The organism is Polymorphobacter sp. PAMC 29334, assembly GCF_019431245.1.
In the GTDB taxonomy this organism is placed as follows: domain Bacteria; phylum Pseudomonadota; class Alphaproteobacteria; order Sphingomonadales; family Sphingomonadaceae; genus Polymorphobacter_B; species Polymorphobacter_B megasporae.
Genome location: NZ_CP080243.1, coordinates 1,674,493 through 1,693,101, shown reverse-complemented (window position 1 = coordinate 1,693,101; position 18,609 = coordinate 1,674,493). Strand labels below are relative to the sequence as shown.

The following is an 18,609-nucleotide window of genomic DNA, read 5'->3' as shown; positions in this document are numbered from 1 at the left end:
GCTTTCGGTGGAGCAAGGACCGTGCCAGTCACCGCGCGGCGCTCGTTCGCCCGTCGCGGCCGTAGCAGATCGCGCCGCCGCGCCCGGCGGCGGCGGTCAGCGCGGCGAGGCGGCGATCGACCCCGGCGAGGAGCATGTTGTTCCGGGTGGCGGCCAAGGCATTGAGCGCGCGGGCTTCGTGGAGGCGGGCAACCGGGATCGCGCCTCCTGACCGGGCGGCGCTAAGGGCGTTAAGCTTGGCCGCGGTGGCGCTTTCGATCTCGCTCGCGTCGCCGGTGTCGAGGGCGGCGAGTTCGTCGCGCATTGCCGTGAGCAGGTCGCCGAACGCGTCAGGCACGGAGGTCGGTCGCGATCATCCGCTCGGCGATCGCTTCGGGGGCGACCTTGTAACTCCCTGCGGCGATTGCGTTTTTAACGCGGTCGACCTTGGCGGTATCGACCGGCGGCGCCGAGGCCATGTCGCGAACGGCGGAGGCGAGCGCCGAGATGTCGGGCGCTGCCGATGTTACTTTCGTCGTCGCAGCGACCGGGTTCGTCGTTGGCGCCGAGCGCGCTGCGATCGGCGGCAGGCGCCCGCCAAGTCCTTGAATCATCGTGTCTCTCCAACGCGTTACCCCCGCAAGCTGCGGGCCTTGGAGACAATAACGGCCGGGTTACGGAAGGTTATAGCCGGCTGCGGTGAGGCTGCCATCGGGGCGGACGACGGCGCTCAGGTGCCCGCCGCTGCGGTCCCTGACGCGGATCGAGGTGCCGGGGGCGGCGTCGGCTTCGGCGATGCCGTCGATGGTGACGTCGAAATGCGCACCGCTGGCGGTCACCGAGACGGGATCGCCGCGGTGGATGATCGGCGCAACCATTTGTAACGGCACGACTATCCGCCAGATGGGGAGCGAACAGGCGATGCCAAGGCCACCCCTCACCGGGGTCATCGCCGGAGGCGCGTTGCACTGCGCGAGGTGGATGCGCCGGTCGATCGCGACCGTGCCCCCCGCGACGGCGCTTGCCTCGACCTCAAGTGCTGCGAGGTCCTGCAGGGCAACGATCGCAACGGCATAGAGCAACATCTTCGGTCTCCCTCGGCGGAGGTCCAGCAAGGATCGCGCCAGTTCGCCGGGCCGAGGAACCCGCCTCGTCGACCGGCAATCCGGTGCCGGTCGACGGCGCGAAGCTGCCGGGCGCACCCGGTCCGCACATGCCCGCACACCGCCGGCACATGCGTGATCCCCGGTTGGCACAATCGTTGCACCGGCGAGACCGGTAGCAACACGGAACCCCGCGATGGACCTGATCGACCGAAGCTTCGGCATCCACGGCAAGGCGCTCGAAGTCCGTGGACAGCGGCTCGACCTGCTCGCGTCGAACATCGCCAACGCGGCGACCCCCGGCTACAAGGCGCGCGACCTCGACTTCCGCGCCGCGCTCGACGGGCAGGCCGCGGTCAAGTTCCGCGTGCCGCTGACGAGCAGCCTCGACGGCAACACCGTCGAACTCAGCGTCGAGCAGACCCAGTTCGCGCAGAACGCCGTCCAGTACCGGACGACGCTCGGCTTCCTCAACGGCCGCATCGCCGGCGTCATGCAGGCGCTCAAGGGCGAATGATCGGCACCGCCCAGCCGCTGTCGGTCTTCGACATCGCCGGCCGCGCGATGGCGGCGCAGCTCGTGCGGCTCAACACCACCGCGTCGAACCTCGCCAACGCCGGCAGCATCGCCGGGTCGGCGGCGGAGGCGTACCAGCCGCGCAAGCCGGTCTTCGCCACGACCTTCGACGGGGCCAGCCGCGCGACGGTCGACGTTGCCGAAATCGCCACCGGCACCGCGCAACCCGAACGCCGCCACGACCCCGGTCACCCGCTCGCCAACGCCGACGGCGATGTCTTCGTCGCCGCGGTCGACGTCAACCAGGAGCTGATCGAGATGATGGAGACGTCGCGCCAGTACCAGAACAACGTCGAGGTGCTGTCGACCGCGAAGACGCTCCTGCTCGACACGCTCAAGCTCGGCAAATGACCGCCCGCCGCCTCAGGAGACTGCCATGACCGATCCAATCGCCGGGGTCCGGAGCGCCGTGACCGGGACCGTCCCCGCCAACCGGACGACGCTCGGCCAGTCCGATTTCCTCGCGCTGATGACCGCGCAGCTGAAGAACCAGGACCCGACCAAGCCGGTCGACAATAGCGAATACGTGACGCAGCTCGCGCAGCTGTCGACGGTCACGGGGATCTCGGAGACGAATGTCGATCTGACGAGCATCGCGACGAAACTCGATACGCTGATCGCGGCGGGGATGGCGAAGGGCGCGACGGCGTGACGGCGCGGCGACGTAACGACGACGGCGTGACCGCGTGAGCCAAACAGCTTTGTCATCCCCGCGCAGGCGGGGACCCAAAGTCACCGCGCTCAGTGACCTTGGGTCCCCGCCTACGCGGGGATGACAGATAATTGAGCGTAATTCCCGCATTCGCGTGGATGACAGGAAGATCAAGCACAGCCGCAAGACGAGCACAGCCCGCAAGACAAGAGCAGCCGAAGGAGAAGACCATGTCGTTCTACACCGCCCTCACCGGCCTCAACGGCGCGCAGACCGAGCTGTCGACGATCGCCAACAACATCGCCAACGCCTCGACCAACGGCTTCAAGAAAAGCCGCGTCGAGTTCGGCGACATCATCGCCTCGACCCCGTTGCAGGACCCGGCGCGGATCATCGGGTCGGGCACGGCGGTCCGCGGCGTCACCCAGCAGATGAGCCAGGGAGCGATCGCGACGAGCGACTCCGCGCTCGACATGGCGATCAGCGGGCAGGGCTTCTTCACCGTCAAGAGCGCGAACGGCGGCGCGCAGACCTCGTTCACCCGCAACGGCGCGTTCGCGGTCGACGCCGACCGCTTCGTCGTCGACACCGACGGGCGGCGGCTCCAGGTCTTCCCGACGACCGCCGACGGCAGCGTCACCTCGACCGCGCTCGCGTCGACGACCAGCCTGCAACTGCCGCTGACCTCGGGATCGCCGAAGGCGACGACGGCGATCAAGCTTGCGGTCAACCTGCCGGCGAGCGCGGGGGTGACGACCGCGCCATTCGACCCGGCGAATTCGGCGACCTACGCCAGTTCGACGTCGCTGACGCTGTACGATTCGCTCGGCAACCCGCTCGCGGCGACGGTCTATTACACCAAGACCGCGACGCCGACGGTGGCCGACCCGCTCCACCATTGGACCGCGCACGTCGTCGTCGGCACGACCGAGCTGACCAGCGGCGGGACCGCGGGGGTGCCGATGAGCTTCGATTCGAGCGGCGTGCTGACGAGCCCGACAACCCCCGCCGCGTTCGACGCCTTCACCCCGGCAAGCGGCGGCACCGCGGTCAGCCTGTCGCTCGACGCCGGGGTGGCGACGACGCAGCAGTCGGGGCCGTTCACCGTCGTCGCCTCGTCACAGGACGGCTTCGCCACGGGCAAGCTCCAGTCGGTCGCGGTCGACGCGAGCGGGATGGTCAAAGCGAGCTTCACCAACGGTGAGGTGCAGGTGCTCGGCAAGGTCGCAGTGGCGATGTTCAGCGACCCCGAGGGCCTCAAGCAGACCGGCGACGCGAGCTATGTCACCAGCCCCGAATCCGGGTCGCCGATCTCGGGCGAGGCGGGACAGAACGGGCTCGGCACGATCCTGTCGGGGAGCCTCGAACGGTCGAACGTCGACCTGACCGACGAACTCGTCGGGCTGATCACCGCACAGCGCAGCTTCCAGGCGAACGCCAAGACGATCGAGACCGCGTCGTCGCTGCTGACGACGATCATCCAGATTCATTGATGATGGTGGGGATGATGACGACGATGGCCGCGATGACGCTGACGACAGACACGCTGTTGTTCCTGTCATCCCCGCGTAGGCGGGGACCCAAGGTCACCACCTTCGTGACCTTGGGTCCCCGCCTACGCGGGGATGACAAGCAATTGGGGGGTCCCCGCGTTCGCGGGGATAACAAGAGACTGCCGGGATTTCGTCAACGCGGCGATGACAGGAAAGCGGCGGCATCGTGGACCGCCTGATCTACACCGCCCTCACCGGCATGCGCGCGCGCCTCGCGGCGCAGGGCGTGACCGCGAACAACCTCGCCAATGCCGGCGTCACCGGCTTCCGCCGCGAGATGTCGTCGCTCGCGAGCCGCTACCTCGGCGGGCCCGAGGGGGCGACGCGGGTCCAGGCCGACGATGCGGTGACGAGCGCGAGCATCGACCCGGGGCACATCACCCCGACCGGCCAGCCGCTCGACGTCGCGGTGTCGGGGCCCGGGTGGATCGCGGTGCAAGCGAGCGGCGGGGCGGAGGCATACACGCGCCGCGGCGACCTGCGCATCGCGCCGACCGGCGTTCTCGAAACCGGCGACGGGCATCCGGTGATCGGCAACGCCGGGGTCATCACCCTCCCCGCGGGCGAGGCGTCGATCGCCGCCGATGGGTCGGTCAGCGTGCGGCTGGCGGGAGCGCTGGCCCCCGCGGTAGTCGATCGGATCAAGCTCGTCGATCCGCCGCCGGGCGACCTCCACAAGGATAGCGCCGGGCTGTTCCGCAGCGCCGATGCCGTCGACGCCGCGCCGGACGTCCGCCTCCAGACCGGCGCGCTCGAAGGGGCGAACGTCGACTCGGCGCGCGGGCTGGTCGAGCTGATCGAGCAATCGCGCGGCTTCGACGTCAGCACGAAATTGCTCAGCGCGACGCGCGAGATCGACGAGGCGGGGGCGAAGCTGATGCGGCTCGACCAATGACGGTCACCTCCCCGTCACCCCGGCGCAGGCCGGGGCCCAACTCACCCCGCAACGCGAACTTTGGTGCTTGCACGACTATGGGCCCCGGCCTTCGCCGGGGTGACGGAGGAATTGAACGATGACATCCGCCCTGCAGATCGCGCGATCGGGACTCGATGCGCTCGACCAGAAGATGAAGGCGATCTCGAACAACCTCGCCAACGTCAACACCACCGCGTTCAAGAAGGACCGCGCGAGCTTCGAGACGCTGATGTACCAGCAGGGCCGCTCGCCCGGCGACCCGGCGGGGGCGAATTCGGACTATGCCGTCGGGCTCGGTACCGGCACCGGGGTCCGCGTTGCCGGGACCGAGCGCATCCACACGCAGGGCGGGCTGACCCAGACCGACAACGCGCTCGACATGGCGATCGAAGGCAGCGGCTTCTTCGCGGTGACGCAGGCCGACGGCACCACCGCCTACACCCGCGACGGCTCGTTCAAGTTGAACGCCGAGGGGCAGCTGGTCATGGGCAATGGCGACAAATTGAACCCGCAGATCGCGATTCCCGACGGCGCGCAGCAGATCGTCATCGCCACCGACGGCACGGTCTCGGCGACGCTGCAGGGGGCGACGACGGCGACGCAGATCGGCCAGGTCCAGGTCGCGCGCTTCCTCAACCCCGCCGGGCTCCAGCCGGTCGGGGGCAACCTGTACACCGCGACGACCGCGAGCGGCGCGGCGCAGGTCGGGACGGCGGGAGCCGACGGCAGCGGGGTGATCCGCCAGGGTTCGCTCGAGGCGTCGAACGTCAGCACGGTGCAGGAGCTCGTCGACATGATCGAGACCCAGCGCGCGTACGAGGTCAACGCCAAGGTGATCAATTCGGCGGACGAAATGGCGAAATATGTCACGCAGAATATGTGAGGTGCGGGATGGCCTCCCCCTCCCTGTCCCCCTCCCTCGCCGTCATCCCCGCGTAGGCGGGGACCCATCACCCCAACCGTCCGTGGTGATGGGTTCCCGCCTTCGCGGGAATGACGTAGCTATTTTGGCCCTCCTCGCCCTCGCCCTCACCGGCTGCGCCGACACCGCCTTCCGCACCGTCGCGCCGATTGCGCCAGCGTACGCCGCCGCCCCCCTCCCCGCCCCCGAAGCCTCGGCCAGCCTGTACCGCGCCGACCGCTTCATCGCGCTCGCGAGCGACAACCGCGCGCGGCGGGTCGGCGACCTGCTGACGATCCGGCTGACCGAGCGGATGACTGCGCGCAAGTCTGCAACGGCGGACTCGAAACGCGATGGCTCGGCGGCGCTGACCCTGCCGACCGCCGCGCCGTTTTCCTTCATCCCGAAAGGTTTGCTGTCGGGGGGCAGCACGTCGACCTTCAAGGGGTCGGGAACCGCGACGCAGGACAACCTCCTGTCGGGCGAGATCAGCGTGACGATCGCGCGTATCCTGCCGAACGGGGTCTACCTCGTTGCGGGGGACAAGCGCGTCACGCTCAACCGCGGCGAGGAGCAGGTGCAGCTGACCGGCATGGTGAGGGCCGACGACATCGGCCCCGACAACGCCGTCGCCTCGACCCGGGTCGCCGATGCACGGATTCGCTATTCGGGGAGCGGGGAGCTGGCCGACGCGACGCGGCAGGGGTGGCTGGCGCGGTTCTTCGCCAAGGTGTCGCCGTTGTGAGGGGGATCGCACCACAGGCTGTCATCCCCGCGCACGCGGGGACCCAAGGTCACCGATTGCGACATTGGGTCCCCGCTTTCGCGGGGATGACAGCTATTTTTTTTGGCACCCCCGCGCACGCCGACCGCGTCAAGGACATCGCCCGCTTCGAAGGCCTGCGCGCTAATGCGATCACCGGCTACGGCCTCGTCGTCGGGCTGAGCGGGACCGGCGACGACAATCTCGATTACACCGTCCAGAGCATGAAGAGCACCGCCGCACGGCTCGGCGTCGCGCTCCCGGAAGGCGTCGCGCCGGGGCTCAAGAACGCCGCCGCCGTCATGCTCACCGCCGAGCTTCCCGCCTTCGCCAAGCCGGGGCAGCGGTTGGACGTCACCGTCTCGGCGCTCGGCAAGGCGAAGTCGTTGCGCGGGGGGACGCTGTTGATGGCGCCGATGCAGGGGGCCGACGGCGAGGTCTATGCGCTGGCGCAAGGCAGCCTCGCGGTCGGCGGCTTCGGCGTCGAGGGGCGCGACGGGTCGAAGCTGGTGGTCAACACGCCGTCGTCGGGGCGTATCCCGAGCGGGGCGACGGTCGAGCGCGCGGTCGCCAACCCGTTCGGCGGCGGCGCGGCGATGCTGCTCGACTTGAACGACGCCGACTTCAGCACCGCGAAGGCGCTCGCGGCGGCGATCGACACCGCGATCGGGCCGGGTACGGCGACCGCGGTCGACGCGGTGACGGTCGCGATCAAGGTCGGCGCGGGCATGGCCGAGCGGATCGACCTCGCCAGCCGGATCGAGAACCTCGACATCGCCGCCGCCGCCCCGCCCGCGCGCGTCGTCATCAACGCGCGCACCGGGACCGTCGTCATCGGCGCGAAAGTCCGCATCCTGCCGACCGCGATCGCGCACGGCAACCTGACGATCCGGGTGACCGAGGATGCGCAGGTCAGCGAGCCGGCGCCGCTGTCGAACGGCAAAACAACGGTCACGCCGCACAGCAGTGTTTCCGCCGACGTGCCGGTGGCGCGAGTCGCCTTGTTCGCTCCGGGGGCGTCGCTGGCGGAGCTGGTCAAGGCGATCAACGCGCTCGGGGTGGCTCCGGGGGATTTGGTGGCGATCCTCGAGGCGCTGAAGCAAGCGGGCGCGCTCCGGGCCGAGCTGGTGGTGATATGATTGTTGCAGCCGTCGCTAATCCAGCTGTCATTCCCGCGAAAGCGGGGACCCAAAGTCACGGCAGTGCGACCTTGGGTCCCCGCTTTCGCGGGGATGACAATAGGAGTGGGAGCGGCGGCAAACAGATCGACCCCGCAACCGCCAAGGTCGCGCGCCAGTTCGAATCCCTCTTCGTCGCGCAGATGCTCAAATCAGCGCGCGCGGCGTCGCTCGGCGACGACCTCACCGGCAAGGGCGGGGCGACGTTCAGCGATCTCGCCGACCAGCTTCGCGCCGAGGCGCTGGCCGCGCAGGCCCCGCTCGGCGTCGCCCGGATGCTGGCGAAATGAGCGACCTGCTCGGCATCGGCGCGTCGGGGATCGCGGCGTACCAGACCGCGCTGTCGGTCGTCGGCGATAATGTCGCCAACGCCGACACTCCCGGCTATGTCCGTCGCACCGTCGTGATGAAGACCGCCGCCGCCGGGGGAGCGGGGGCACCGGCGATGCGCGATGTCGGGAGCGGCAACGGCGTCACCGTCGGCGAGATCGGGCGCGCGTCGGATGCGCTCAAGGCGGGAGCGGCGCGCGACGCCGACAGCGATCTCAGCCGGATCACGACCCGCGCCGACTGGCTGACGCGGCTGCAATCGGCGCTCGGGACCGGCGACGCGAGCCTGACCAAGCGCATCGGCGGCTTCTTCGACGCGGCGCAGGACCTCAGCGTATCCCCCGCCTCGACCGCCGCGCGGACGATCTTCCTCGACCGCGCCGACCAGACCGCAGCGGCGTTCCGCTCGACCGCGAGCGCACTCGCCGGGATCGGCAGCGACATCGCCAGCGCGACCGCAACGCAGGTCGCGCAGGTCAACCAGCTGACCGCCAGCCTCGCCCAGATCAACGCCGCCGTCATCCGGAGCGGCGGGACCGGCGAGGCGGGGGCGGTGCTGCTCGACCAGCGCGACGCGGCGCTCGCGAGCCTTGCAACCTTCGTCCGGATCGGAGTCACCGATACCGGGCGCGGGACGGTCGAGGTCCGCCTCGGCGACGGTGCGAATGCCCCGCTGCTCGTCAGCGGGACGTCGACGACGCCGATCGGGGTCAGCGCCGCCGGCGACGTCGTCCTCCACCCGGCGCACGACCCGATCGTTGTCCGCCTCCCGGCGAGCGGCAGCCTCGCCGGGCTCGTCGAGGCGGCGCGCAAAGTCGGCGCGGCGGCAACCGCGATCGATGCGCTGGCGACGCGCTTCGCCACGGTGGCGAACGCCCAGAACATGGCGGGGGTCGACGCCGCAGGGACCGACGGCACCGCGCTGTTCGCGACGACGACGCTCGACGTCGTCCCCAGTAAGGCGAACGGCGGCGCGGCGGCGATCGACGTCGCGGTCGGCGATGCCGCGACGATTGCACCATCGGGCTATGTCCTCGGCTTCGACGGAACGGCATGGACCCTCGCGCGGGGCGACGGCAGCGGCGCGGTGAGCGGGACCGGCGCACTGCACCTCGACGGCGTTACGGTCACGCCAGGAGGCACGGCGAATGCGGGCGACAGCTTCGTCCTTGCCCCAACCGGCGGCGCAGCGGGTATCGCCCTACGACCGCTCGACCCGTCGCAGGTCGCCGCCGCCAGCCGCTGGCTCGCCGATGCCGCCGGCGCAAACAGCGGCAGCGGGACGCTGGCGGTGAACATCGACCCGGCGGCAGCGGGGCTCCCCGCCCTCCCCGCGTACCGGATCGTCGTCACCGGCGCCGCGACCGCCGACATCGTCGATCCCGCGACATCGGCGGTGATCAGGACCGCAGTGATCGACGGCTCGAGCATCGCCGGGGCAGGATTCCGCTTCACCATCGGCGGCCAGCCCGCGGTCGGCGACAGCTTCCGCATTACCCGCAACACCGACGGCGCGGGCGACAACGGCAACATCCGCGCGCTCGTCGCCCAGCGCACGGCGGGCGGCACCGGCAATACGATCGAGGCCAGCCTCGACGCCACTGTCACCGGGGTCGCGAGCACCCTGTCCGAAACCAAGGCGCTCGCCACCAGCGCGACCGCGGTCCGCGACGACGCCCAGCGCGCGAGCGACGCGGTCGGCGGCGTCGATATCGATACCGAGGCCGCCGAGCTGACCCGGCTGCAGGCGGCGTACAAGGCGAATGCGCAGGTCATCGCGACCGCGCGCGCATTGTTCGACACGCTGCTGCAGGCGGTTCAAGCGTGATTTCCGTCCGCTCTTCAGCTGTTATCCCCGCGCAAGCGGGGACCCAAGGTCGCAATGTTGTGACCTTGGGTCCCCGCTTACGCGGGGATGACAGGGATGAGTAATAATGCAGGTCAACACCCGCGTCACCCACGACGCCGCGACCGCGCGGATGACCGACCTGTCGGCGCAGGTCGATGCGATGGCGGCGGCGATCGCGACGGGCCAGCGGATCACGACCCCCGACGTCGATCCGGGCGGTGCGGCGCGGCTGCTGACGATCGCGCGCGGGCTCGCCATCAATGTCAGCCAGCAGACCGGGATCGACCGCGCGACGAGCCGCCTCAACGCGACCGACGCGACGCTCGGCGGGATCGCGACGGTCCTTCAGCGCGCCAAGGAGATCGCGCTCCAGGGCAACACCGCGACGCTCAACGCCGCCGACCGGGTCACGCTCGCCGCCGAGGTCGCCCAGCTCGGCGACCAGCTCGCGGGCTATGCCAACGCGCGCGACAGCGACGGCACCAGCCTGTTCGGCGGCGCGCGGACCGGCGCGGCCTACGCCCCCGACGCGACAGGCGCGATGGCGTGGCAGGGGGCGGGAAGCGCGGCGGTGCTGGTGCTCGATGATGCCGCGATCTCGACCGGCGTCGATGGGCCGCGGGTGTTCGCCGGGCTGCCGGGAGCGCCCGATGCGACCGGCGCGCCGACCTCGACCGACGCCTTCGCGATGCTCGCGGCGCTCGGCGCGGCGCTCGTCGAGCCCGATGCGACGAAGCGGCTGGCGGGGGTGGCGACGGCGCAGACCTCGCTCGACGCGGCGATCTCGCGCAATGCAGATACGCGCGCGACGGTCGGGACGCGGCTGGCGCGGCTCGATACCGAGGGCAAGCGGCTCGACGCCGCGACGGTCGCGCTGACGAGCGACAAGACGACGACCGGGAGCCTCGACATGGCCACCGCGATCGCCCGCCTCCAGCGGCTGACGACGGTGCTGCAGGCGGCGCAGTTGAGCTTCGTCAAGGTGTCGGCGCTAAGCCTGTGGGATTATATTCACTGAATGAGAATGGGGTTTCGCGATGAAAAGCTCCGTCATCCCCGCGAAGGCGGGGACCCATCATCCCAACCGTCCGTGGTGATGGGTCCCCGCCTTCGCGGGGATGACGGCTAGGGGAGTGATTGAACCAGTTAACGCATCTCAACCATAAGTCTCCGCCGATCCGCGCCGTAAAACCACCCGACGACGACACGGTGTATGCGTCTTTGGGAGCGGCCAATCATGGTCTCGGTCATCGGGCTGGTCGTGTTGTTCGTCATGGTGTTCGGTGGATTTGCGTTGACCGGCGGCAATATCATGGTGGTGCTCGAGGCCCTTCCGCACGAGATGCTCATCATCGGGGGTGCTGCCGCCGGTTCGACGCTGATCGCGACCGACATCGCGGGCATGAAGGCAATCGGCGGAGGCTTCGGTGCGATCTTTCGCGGCCCCCGCTACAAGCGTGCCGATTATTCGGCGGCGATCTTCCTGACGACGCGGTTGATGAAGATGCTAAAAACCGACGGCGCGATCGCGGTCGAGCCGCACATCGAGGACCCGAAATCGTCGTCGATCTTCGCCGACTATCCGCAGTTCCTCAAGGACCCGGTGTTCCTCCATCTGCTCACCGACAGCCTGCGGCTGCTCGTCGTCTCGACCGGCGGAATCAGCCCGATGGCGGTCGAGGACATCATCGATTCGGCGATCGAGACGCACCACAGCGCGGCCTCGAAGCCGGTCGTCTCGCTGACGACATTGTCGGAGGCGCTGCCCGCGCTCGGGATCGTCGCGGCGGTGCTCGGCGTGGTCAAGACGATGTCGTCGATCGACAAGCCGCCGGCGATCCTTGGCGCGATGATCGGCTCGGCTCTCGTTGGCACCTTCCTCGGCGTCCTGCTCAGCTATGGCATTGTCGGGCCGTGCGCGGCGCGGCTGCGGTCGGTGCTCGACGCCGATGCCGAGATCTACCTCGTCGTCCGCCGCGTGATCGTCGCCAGCCTCAAGGGCCAGCCGCAGCCGATGGTGATCGAGGCCGCGCGCACCGCGATCCAGCCGGTCAACCAGCCGAGCTTCTCCGAAGTATTCGACGGGATGCGGGCGAAGTGACGTGAAACCCGAACCGCACGGCCAGTTCACCGAGCCCGTCATCCGCTACCGCAAGGTCAAGGGCCATGCCGCGGCGCACGGCGGGGCGTGGAAGATCGCCTACGCCGACTTCGTCACCGCGATGATGGCATTCTTCATGCTGATGTGGATCCTCGGCGCGACCAACGAGGACCAGCGCAAGGGCATCGCCGATTACTTCACCCCGACCGTTATCCAGATGCAGAACTCGGGCGGGTCGAACGGCATCGGCGGCAAGCGCGCGCTCCGCACCGACGACGGCGTCGCGCCGCACGCGTCGGTGCGCGGCCAGCGCCCGACCCCGGTCCAGGGCGGCGGCGGTGGGGGTCCGCTCGAGGCGAAGGTCAACAGCCACGACAAGGCGACCAACCCGGGCAACAGCCGCGCCGCGGATGAGGAACGCTTCAAAATGGTCGAGCGGATCGTCAACGCGCGCATCGCCGGAGACCCGACGCTCAAGGGGTTGAAGGGGCAGATCCGCTTCGTCCGCACCCACGACGGCCTGCGGATCGACCTCGTCGAGCGCGCCGATTTCAGCATGTTCGCCAGCGGGACGAGCGTTTTGACCAGCGCGGCGGCGGCGCTGGTCCGGACGGTGGCGACGGCGCTCGCGGGGGTGCCGAACAGCCTGACGGTCCGCGGCCACACCGACGGCGTCGCTTATGCGCGCGGCGGGGTCAATAACTGGACGCTGTCGACCGCGCGTGCCGATGCGACCCGCCGCGCACTCGCCGGCGCGGGAACCGCCGACGGACGCTTCCGCCGGATCGAAGGCGTCGCCGACACCGATCCGTACAACCCGAAGGACGCGAACGATCCGCGCAACCGCCGGATCAGCGTGACGTTGATGTACAAAGACGGCGGCGCACCGATCTAGCTCGACACTTTCTGGCTCCCCTCCCCTTCAGGGGAGGGGCTGGGGGTGGGGCAGTCCTACGATCTGAAGACCGAGCGCGCGGCGCATTCCCCACCCCCGACCCCTCCCCTAAAGGGGAGGGGGGCACTATTCGCGCTGGAGATACCCGCTCGCGAACAACCCCTGCTGGCGCGCGAGTTCATCCGCCAGCGGCTTGAACACCTTGCGCGGCTCGCCGTTGCCGAACGCCTCGATCATGCCGTTGGGGCAGCGGCGGAAGTCGTCCCAGCCGAGGTGGCTGAGCACGGGGTACAGGCAGATGCCCTCGACCGGCACGCCGGCGGTCATCGCCGCGGCGACCTCGTCGGCGACATGGTGGAGCCACGGTGCGCGACCGGTGCCCTCGGTCCCGGTCTCGGCGATGAACACCTTGCGCTCGGTCCGGGCGTGGGCGAGCGCGATCAATTCGCGCAGCGGCTTGTTCGACGGATCGCCGAGGTAGACCGTCGGGCCGTGGTCGATCCACTGGTTGTTGAAATAGCAATTGAGCCCGACGAGATCGAGATATTGCGGGCCGCCGCCAAGTTCGGGCGAGCGCTTGCCGGCAAGGAAATCGACCGCCTCGAACTGCGCGTCCATGTAGTCGGCGGCGGCGCGGACATGCTCGGGCGACGGCGACTGCGGCAGGATGTTGATCAGCGGCTCCGCAACCGAGAAGCGCGCGCGGCTGTCGACGTCGCGGATCGCCTCGATCGCGGCGATCGTCGAGCGGACGAGGATCGCCTTCAACTCGCCGCCGCGCCCGCGCGCGAACGGATTGAGGTACGCGACGTCACCCGCGCCCCATGAGAAAAAGCTGATCTCGTTGATCGGGATGTAGAACGGAACGGTGTCGGTTTCGTCTTTGATGACCTGCGCGACCGCCTTGGCGAACGCGGCGAAGCGCTCGACGAAGCGTGGGGCCCAGACGTCGACGCCGTTCGGCATACCATAGTGGAACAGGTCCCAGATCACCTGGGTCCCGGCGTCGCGCGCGGCGCGGACCTGCGGCAGCAGCGATGAGAAGTCGTAATCCCCGCGCCGCCGCTCGATCAGGTGCCAGCGCGCGGCGTCACGGACTGTGCGGATGCCGTGCGCTGCCATCAGCGCGTAATCCTCGGCGGCGCGGATATCGTGCTCAGTCGAGGCGATCAGGTCGAGGCGGACCCCGTCACGACGGCGCTGCGTCGACGATTCGAAGCCGCCGAGGAAGAAGGATTGGAAGGTATCGGGCATTTGAACTCCTCCCCTCCCCTTCAGGGGAGGGGTCGGTGGGGCAGTCGTTCGGGACGGCCGTTGAGTGTTCGGCGTACTCCCCCACGCCCAGCCCCTCCCCTTAAGGGGAGGGGAGCAGAAGCGAGTTTACTCCGCCGCGACGAACCGCGGTTCGGTGATGACGTTGCTCTTGACCCCGTCGAGCGGCAGCGCCTCCTGGATCCGGCGGAAGGTCGCAAGCGCCTGCCCGGTGACCTGATCCATGTTGTAATAGCGATACGTCGCCAGCCGCCCGACGAACCACACGTTCGGCGTCGCCATCGCGAGCTTCTCGTACTTCTTGTACAGCTCGGCATTCTCCGGGCGCGGGATCGGGTAATACGGATCACCCTCGGCGCTCGGATATTCGTAGGTGATCGCGGTCTTCGGGTGCACCTGCCCGGTCATGTACTTATATTCGCTGACACGGGTGTATGCCTCGGTCTGCGGATAATTGACCGTGCCGGTCGGCAGCATGACCTCGATGTCGTGGGTCTCGTGCTGGAACTTGAGCGAGCGATACGGCAGCTTGCCGAAGCGGAAGTCGAAATACTCGTCGACCGGGCCGCTGTAGATCAGACGCTTGAACGACACTTCGTTCTGGATGTCGCGGAAATCGGTCTGCGTCATCACGCTGATGTTCGGATGATCGAGCATCTTCTCGAACATCCGCGTGTAGCCGTGCTTCGGCATCGCCTGGAATTCGTCGGTAAAGTAGCGGTCGTCCTGGTTGGTCCGTGTCGGGACGCGCGCGGTGACCGACTTGTCGAGCTCGGATGGGTCCATGCCCCACTGCTTGCGGGTATAGCCCTGGAAAAACTTCTCGTAGAGTTCACGCCCGACGACTGAGACAACAACGTCCTCCGACGTGCGGATCGGGTCGACCTTCTCGGCGCGCGCGGCGAACCACGCGGGCAGTTCCTCGCTCGTCAGGTTGAGGTTGTACAGCTTGTTGACGGTGTCGAGGTTGATCGGGATCGGCACGAGCTGGTTGTCGACCATGCCGAGGACGCGATGCTCGTATGGCCGCCACTCGGTGAACATCGACAGATGCTCGAAGATCGCTGCCGAATTGGTGTGGAAGATGTGCGGGCCGTATTCGTGGATCAGCAGGCCGTCGTCGTTGTAGCGGTCGTACGCGTTGCCGCCGATGTGCGGGCGGCGATCGACGACGAGCACCTTCTCGTTACGCTGCGTCGCGATACGTTCGGCAAGCGTTGCCCCGGCGAAGCCCGCGCCGACGATAAGCCAATCAAACACGGGCGGTCTCCTTGATGTTGGTGGTGGACGGGTTCGCGGCGAGCATCAATGCGTGCATGTCGGACCAGACCTGATCCCACGAGCCTTTGGCGAGCTGCGCGTCGACCTTGGCAAACCACGGGTTGCGATCGCGCGCCATGACGTGTTCGATCGCGGCGACGGTTTCGGGCGCGGTGGTCGCGATCTCGACGAGCCCGAGGTCGCCATAGGGCGCGATCACGTCGGCGATCGCGGTCGACACCACCGGCAGGCCGGCGGCGAGAAATTCAGGGGTCTTGGTCGGCGAGATGAACTTCGTCGCGTCGTTGATCGCGAACGGCATGAACCCGACATCCCAGTTGGCGAGATACGGCGGCAGGTCGGCGTAGCTTTTGCCCCCGAGCCAGTGAAGGTTGGCGGCTTGCGGCAGATGCGCCGGGTCGATCTTCGCGGTCGGGCCGATCATGACGATCTGCCAATCGGGACGCAGCGCAGCAACCTCGCCCACGAGTGCAACGTCCATCCGCTCGTCGATCACGCCAAAAAACCCGATGCGCGGGTGGGCGATCGCAGCCTGATCGGCCGGGTCGGGCAGGCCACCGCGCGCCGCACCGAAATGCGCGGTATCGATGCTCGACGGGAAACAATGGATATTGGCGTGGCGATGCGCCGAGGCCTTGTGCATTGCCGCGCCGCCAGTGAACACGACATCGGCGCGCTCGAGCAGCTCGGCTTCGAGCGCGAGGAGCAGCGGCGGCGGATTGGCGAATGCCGACAGCTCGTCCATCTTGTCGAAAACGGTGACATCGGCATCGATGTGGCGGCTGAACGGCAGCGCCATCGGCGTATAATACCAGAGCGTCAGCGACCCTTTGATATTTGCGACAAGGCCGTCGAGAACGCGGCGCTGATGATCAAGCGAGTCGGCGGGCGATGTGCCGTGCGGCAGGATCGGTTGAACGACGCGGATGCCATGCTCGCGGTCGAGAAATTCCACCCCGGGAGCGGCAGCGTCGGTCCAGATTGGTTCTTCGACGACGATGACGTCATAGTCGGTCGCGGCGCGGGTCAGAAGGTGCTGGGGACGTTGGAAAACAAAATCCCAGCGCAGATGCGATAATGCGATCAGCGTCGGACGCACAGCATTTGGCACTGCGAGGACCATTGGACTCCCGGTAACAAAAAATTAACGATTTGAATGGCCGAGCATGGGCCGATGCCGACGCTGGCACAACGACATAACGACGTCAAAACGACTTAGTTCCGGAAGCCGTCAGGCAGGGTTAATGCCGTCGCGGCGCGTCAGCCGCGCGCCGCGATTGCCTCGGCTGCACGCAAAACCCTCTGCGCGGCGGCGACATGGAGGCCCTCAACCAGCTTGCCCGCGTAGGTCGTGACCCCACGGTCGCCGGCGCGCGCGGCCTTATGTGCGGCAATAAGTCCATGAGCGTACACAAGTTCCTCGGCGCTTGGCGAGAAAACGCGATTGACCACGTCGATTTGGCCGGGATGGATCAGCGTCTTGCCGTCGAAGCCAAAGTCACGGCCTTGGGTCGCCTCCGCCGCGAGACCCGCTGCATCGCCGAGGTCGATGAACACCCCGTCAAACGCGGCGATCCGTGCTGCCCGCGCGGCGACGACGATCCGGCTGAGGCTGTACATCATCGGCGATCGGTCGGGGCGCGGACGCGCATGCAAGTCGGCGGCGAGGTCGGTCGTCCCGGCGACGAGCGCAGTGATCCCCGGCGTCGCGGCGATGTCGTCGGCCGCCTGAACCCCGGCCGGAGTCTCGACCATCGCCCAGATCGGCAACTCGCCGCCGCGCTCGACCGCGATGGCGGCGTCAGCGGCATCCGCGACCTTGGGCACCACGATCCCGGCCAGTCCCAGAAGTCCGGCGATCGCGGCGAAGTCGTCCGCCGACCATGTTGTGCCGAGTGCGTTGACGCGGATCAGCAACGCGCGATGTCCCCAGCCGCCTTCGCGGACCGCCGCCACCGCCGCGTCGCGTGCCGCCGGTTTCGCAGCAGGCGCGACCGCATCCTCGAGGTCAAGGACGACCGCGTCGCAGTCGAGAGTCCGCGCTTTGACGATCGCGCGCGGGTTGGCGGCGGGAAGGAACAGGACCGACCGGAGCAGCGTGATTTCGTCCATCGTCCACCTCGCAAAATAACCCCTTCGATGCCATCTATCGGGGGGCGAGGCAAAGCGTCTCGCGTTGCAGGAGTGCACCGATGACGGCGGGGATTTTCGTTCTTGTGCTGCTGGTCGTGGCGGTTTTCGCGCTCGCGCAGGCGGTCGTCGTCGTCAAGCAGGGGTTTGAATATACGCTCGAGCGCTTCGGCCGCTTTACCACGACATTGCGCCCCGGCTTCAGCCTGATCACCCCGTTCGTCGATCGGATCGGGCGCAAGATCAATATGATGGAGCAGGTCCTCGATATTCCGGGGCAGGAGATCATCACCAAGGACAACGCGATCGTCGCGGTCGACGGCGTCGTGTTCTACCAGGTGCTCGACGCGGCGAAGGCGGCGTACGAGGTCAGCGACCTGTATTCGGCGATCGTCAACCTGACGACGACCAACCTGCGTACCGTCATGGGGTCGATGGACCTCGACGAGACGCTGTCGAAGCGCGACGCGATCAACGCCAAGCTGCTCATCGTCGTCGACCAAGCGACCCACCCGTGGGGCATCAAGATCACCCGCGTCGAACTGAAGGACATCCGCCCGCCCGCCGACATCGTCAATGCGATGGGCCGCCAGATGAAGGCCGAGCGCGAAAAGCGCGCGAACATCCTCGAGGCCGAAGGCTCGCGGGCGAGCGCGATCCTCCGCGCCGAGGGCGCCAAGCAGGGCCAGATCCTCGAGGCCGAAGGGCGGCGCGAGGCGGCGTTCCGCGACGCCGAGGCGCGCGAGCGCGCGGCGCAGGCCGAGGCGACCGCGACCGAACTCGTCTCGGCGGCGATCGCCAACGGCAACCCGCAGGCGCTCAACTATTTCGTCGCGCAGAAGTACGTCGAGGCGATGACCGCGTTCGCGACCTCGCCGAACGCCAAGACGATCTTCATGCCGATCGAGGCGTCGGCGCTGGTCGGGTCGCTCGGGGGGATCGGCGAGCTGGTCAAGGCGGTCCGGCCGCAGGGCGATGCGCCTGCCGCGCCGGCACCGAAGGGGTCGGGCACGCCGCAGGTCGGCCAGCAGCGCCGCATCGGCCCGTTCGAGTGAAGGGGCGCGCTTCTTCCTCGTCCTTTCTGGCTCCCCTCCCCTTCAGGGGAGGGGCCGGGGGTGGGGCAGTCGCTG

The 18,609-nt window shown here is 68.3% G+C and carries 21 protein-coding genes; 14 read left to right on the top strand and 7 right to left on the bottom strand.

The window, feature by feature from the left end:
• Window positions 1-28: 28 nt before the first annotated feature.
• The 3 genes from KZX46_RS11945 to KZX46_RS11935 are packed head-to-tail and all read right to left on the bottom strand — an operon-like array spanning window position 29 to window position 1,064.
• Window positions 29-337, bottom strand: a complete 309-nt coding sequence (locus tag KZX46_RS11945; RefSeq protein ID WP_219776753.1) for a hypothetical protein — start codon at window positions 335-337, stop codon at window positions 29-31.
• Complete coding sequence (flgM, locus tag KZX46_RS11940; RefSeq protein WP_219776752.1) at window positions 330-593, bottom strand: flagellar biosynthesis anti-sigma factor FlgM; 264 nt, start codon at window positions 591-593, stop codon at window positions 330-332. Before flgM ends, KZX46_RS11945 begins: the two co-directional genes overlap by 8 nt.
• A 60-nt stretch (window positions 594-653) precedes the next feature.
• Window positions 654-1,064 (bottom strand): flagella basal body P-ring formation protein FlgA, encoded by a 411-nt coding sequence (locus KZX46_RS11935; RefSeq protein ID WP_219776751.1) that lies wholly within the window; start codon window positions 1,062-1,064, stop codon window positions 654-656.
• Window positions 1,065-1,278: 214 nt separating this feature from the next.
• Between KZX46_RS11935 and KZX46_RS11930 the strand changes: the two genes are divergently transcribed.
• From KZX46_RS11930 to KZX46_RS11870, 13 genes are all read left to right on the top strand, one after another.
• The gene (locus KZX46_RS11930; RefSeq protein WP_219776750.1) at window positions 1,279-1,599 is read left to right on the top strand and encodes a flagellar basal body protein; all 321 of its coding nucleotides are present in this window, start codon (window positions 1,279-1,281) and stop codon (window positions 1,597-1,599) included.
• The gene (flgC, locus tag KZX46_RS11925) at window positions 1,596-2,009 is read left to right on the top strand and encodes a flagellar basal body rod protein FlgC (RefSeq protein WP_219776749.1); all 414 of its coding nucleotides are present in this window, start codon (window positions 1,596-1,598) and stop codon (window positions 2,007-2,009) included. Before KZX46_RS11930 ends, flgC begins: the two co-directional genes overlap by 4 nt.
• Window positions 2,010-2,034: 25 nt before the next feature.
• Window positions 2,035-2,310 (top strand): flagellar hook assembly protein FlgD, encoded by a 276-nt coding sequence (locus tag KZX46_RS11920; protein WP_219776748.1) that lies wholly within the window; start codon window positions 2,035-2,037, stop codon window positions 2,308-2,310.
• Between the two features lie 230 nt (window positions 2,311-2,540).
• Window positions 2,541-3,803 carry a flagellar hook protein FlgE gene (locus KZX46_RS11915; RefSeq protein WP_219776747.1) on the top strand — a complete coding sequence of 421 codons (1,263 nt, stop codon included), beginning with the start codon at window positions 2,541-2,543 and terminating at the stop codon, window positions 3,801-3,803.
• Between the two features lie 226 nt (window positions 3,804-4,029).
• Window positions 4,030-4,758, top strand: a complete 729-nt coding sequence (locus KZX46_RS11910) for a flagellar basal body rod protein FlgF (RefSeq protein ID WP_219776746.1) — start codon at window positions 4,030-4,032, stop codon at window positions 4,756-4,758.
• 118 nt (window positions 4,759-4,876) lie between these two features.
• Window positions 4,877-5,662 (top strand): flagellar basal-body rod protein FlgG, encoded by a 786-nt coding sequence (gene flgG, locus KZX46_RS11905; protein ID WP_219776745.1) that lies wholly within the window; start codon window positions 4,877-4,879, stop codon window positions 5,660-5,662.
• Window positions 5,663-5,786: 124 nt separating this feature from the next.
• Window positions 5,787-6,425, top strand: coding sequence for a flagellar basal body L-ring protein FlgH (locus tag KZX46_RS11900; RefSeq protein WP_226896246.1), 639 nt, complete (start codon window positions 5,787-5,789; stop codon window positions 6,423-6,425).
• Between the two features lie 86 nt (window positions 6,426-6,511).
• The gene (locus KZX46_RS11895; protein ID WP_219776743.1) at window positions 6,512-7,582 is read left to right on the top strand and encodes a flagellar basal body P-ring protein FlgI; all 1,071 of its coding nucleotides are present in this window, start codon (window positions 6,512-6,514) and stop codon (window positions 7,580-7,582) included.
• A 71-nt stretch (window positions 7,583-7,653) separates the two neighbouring features.
• Complete coding sequence (locus tag KZX46_RS11890; protein WP_219776742.1) at window positions 7,654-7,911, top strand: rod-binding protein; 258 nt, start codon at window positions 7,654-7,656, stop codon at window positions 7,909-7,911.
• The gene (flgK, locus tag KZX46_RS11885; protein ID WP_219776741.1) at window positions 7,908-9,779 is read left to right on the top strand and encodes a flagellar hook-associated protein FlgK; all 1,872 of its coding nucleotides are present in this window, start codon (window positions 7,908-7,910) and stop codon (window positions 9,777-9,779) included. The genes KZX46_RS11890 and flgK overlap by 4 nt, the downstream gene beginning before the upstream one ends.
• A 106-nt stretch (window positions 9,780-9,885) precedes the next feature.
• Window positions 9,886-10,818: a flagellin gene (locus KZX46_RS11880; RefSeq protein ID WP_219776740.1), complete on the top strand. Its 933-nt coding sequence runs from the start codon at window positions 9,886-9,888 to the stop codon at window positions 10,816-10,818.
• A 219-nt stretch (window positions 10,819-11,037) separates the two neighbouring features.
• Window positions 11,038-11,901 carry a flagellar motor stator protein MotA gene (gene motA / locus KZX46_RS11875; RefSeq protein WP_216708715.1) on the top strand — a complete coding sequence of 288 codons (864 nt, stop codon included), beginning with the start codon at window positions 11,038-11,040 and terminating at the stop codon, window positions 11,899-11,901.
• Between the two features lies 1 nt (window position 11,902).
• Window positions 11,903-12,796: a flagellar motor protein MotB gene (locus tag KZX46_RS11870; protein WP_219776739.1), complete on the top strand. Its 894-nt coding sequence runs from the start codon at window positions 11,903-11,905 to the stop codon at window positions 12,794-12,796.
• A gap of 126 nt (window positions 12,797-12,922) precedes the next feature.
• Here the strand turns inward: KZX46_RS11870 and KZX46_RS11865 are convergent, their stop codons facing one another.
• From KZX46_RS11865 to KZX46_RS11855, 4 genes are all read right to left on the bottom strand, one after another.
• On the bottom strand, window positions 12,923-14,050 hold the full coding sequence (locus tag KZX46_RS11865) for a hypothetical protein (protein ID WP_219776738.1): 1,128 nt from the start codon (window positions 14,048-14,050) through the stop codon (window positions 12,923-12,925).
• Between the two features lie 126 nt (window positions 14,051-14,176).
• Window positions 14,177-15,328, bottom strand: a complete 1,152-nt coding sequence (glf, locus tag KZX46_RS22890; protein ID WP_226896245.1) for a UDP-galactopyranose mutase — start codon at window positions 15,326-15,328, stop codon at window positions 14,177-14,179.
• A complete protein-coding gene (locus KZX46_RS22885) occupies window positions 15,321-16,472 on the bottom strand; it encodes a glycosyltransferase (RefSeq protein WP_226896244.1) in 1,152 nt (383 codons plus the stop codon). The genes glf and KZX46_RS22885 overlap by 8 nt, the downstream gene beginning before the upstream one ends.
• A 137-nt stretch (window positions 16,473-16,609) precedes the next feature.
• Entirely contained in the window at window positions 16,610-17,461 is an 852-nt protein-coding gene (locus KZX46_RS11855; protein ID WP_219776737.1) for a CoA ester lyase, read from the bottom strand.
• Between the two features lie 80 nt (window positions 17,462-17,541).
• Between KZX46_RS11855 and KZX46_RS11850 the strand changes: the two genes are divergently transcribed.
• Window positions 17,542-18,534, top strand: coding sequence for an SPFH domain-containing protein (locus KZX46_RS11850; RefSeq protein WP_219776736.1), 993 nt, complete (start codon window positions 17,542-17,544; stop codon window positions 18,532-18,534).
• Window positions 18,535-18,609 lie beyond the last annotated feature (75 nt).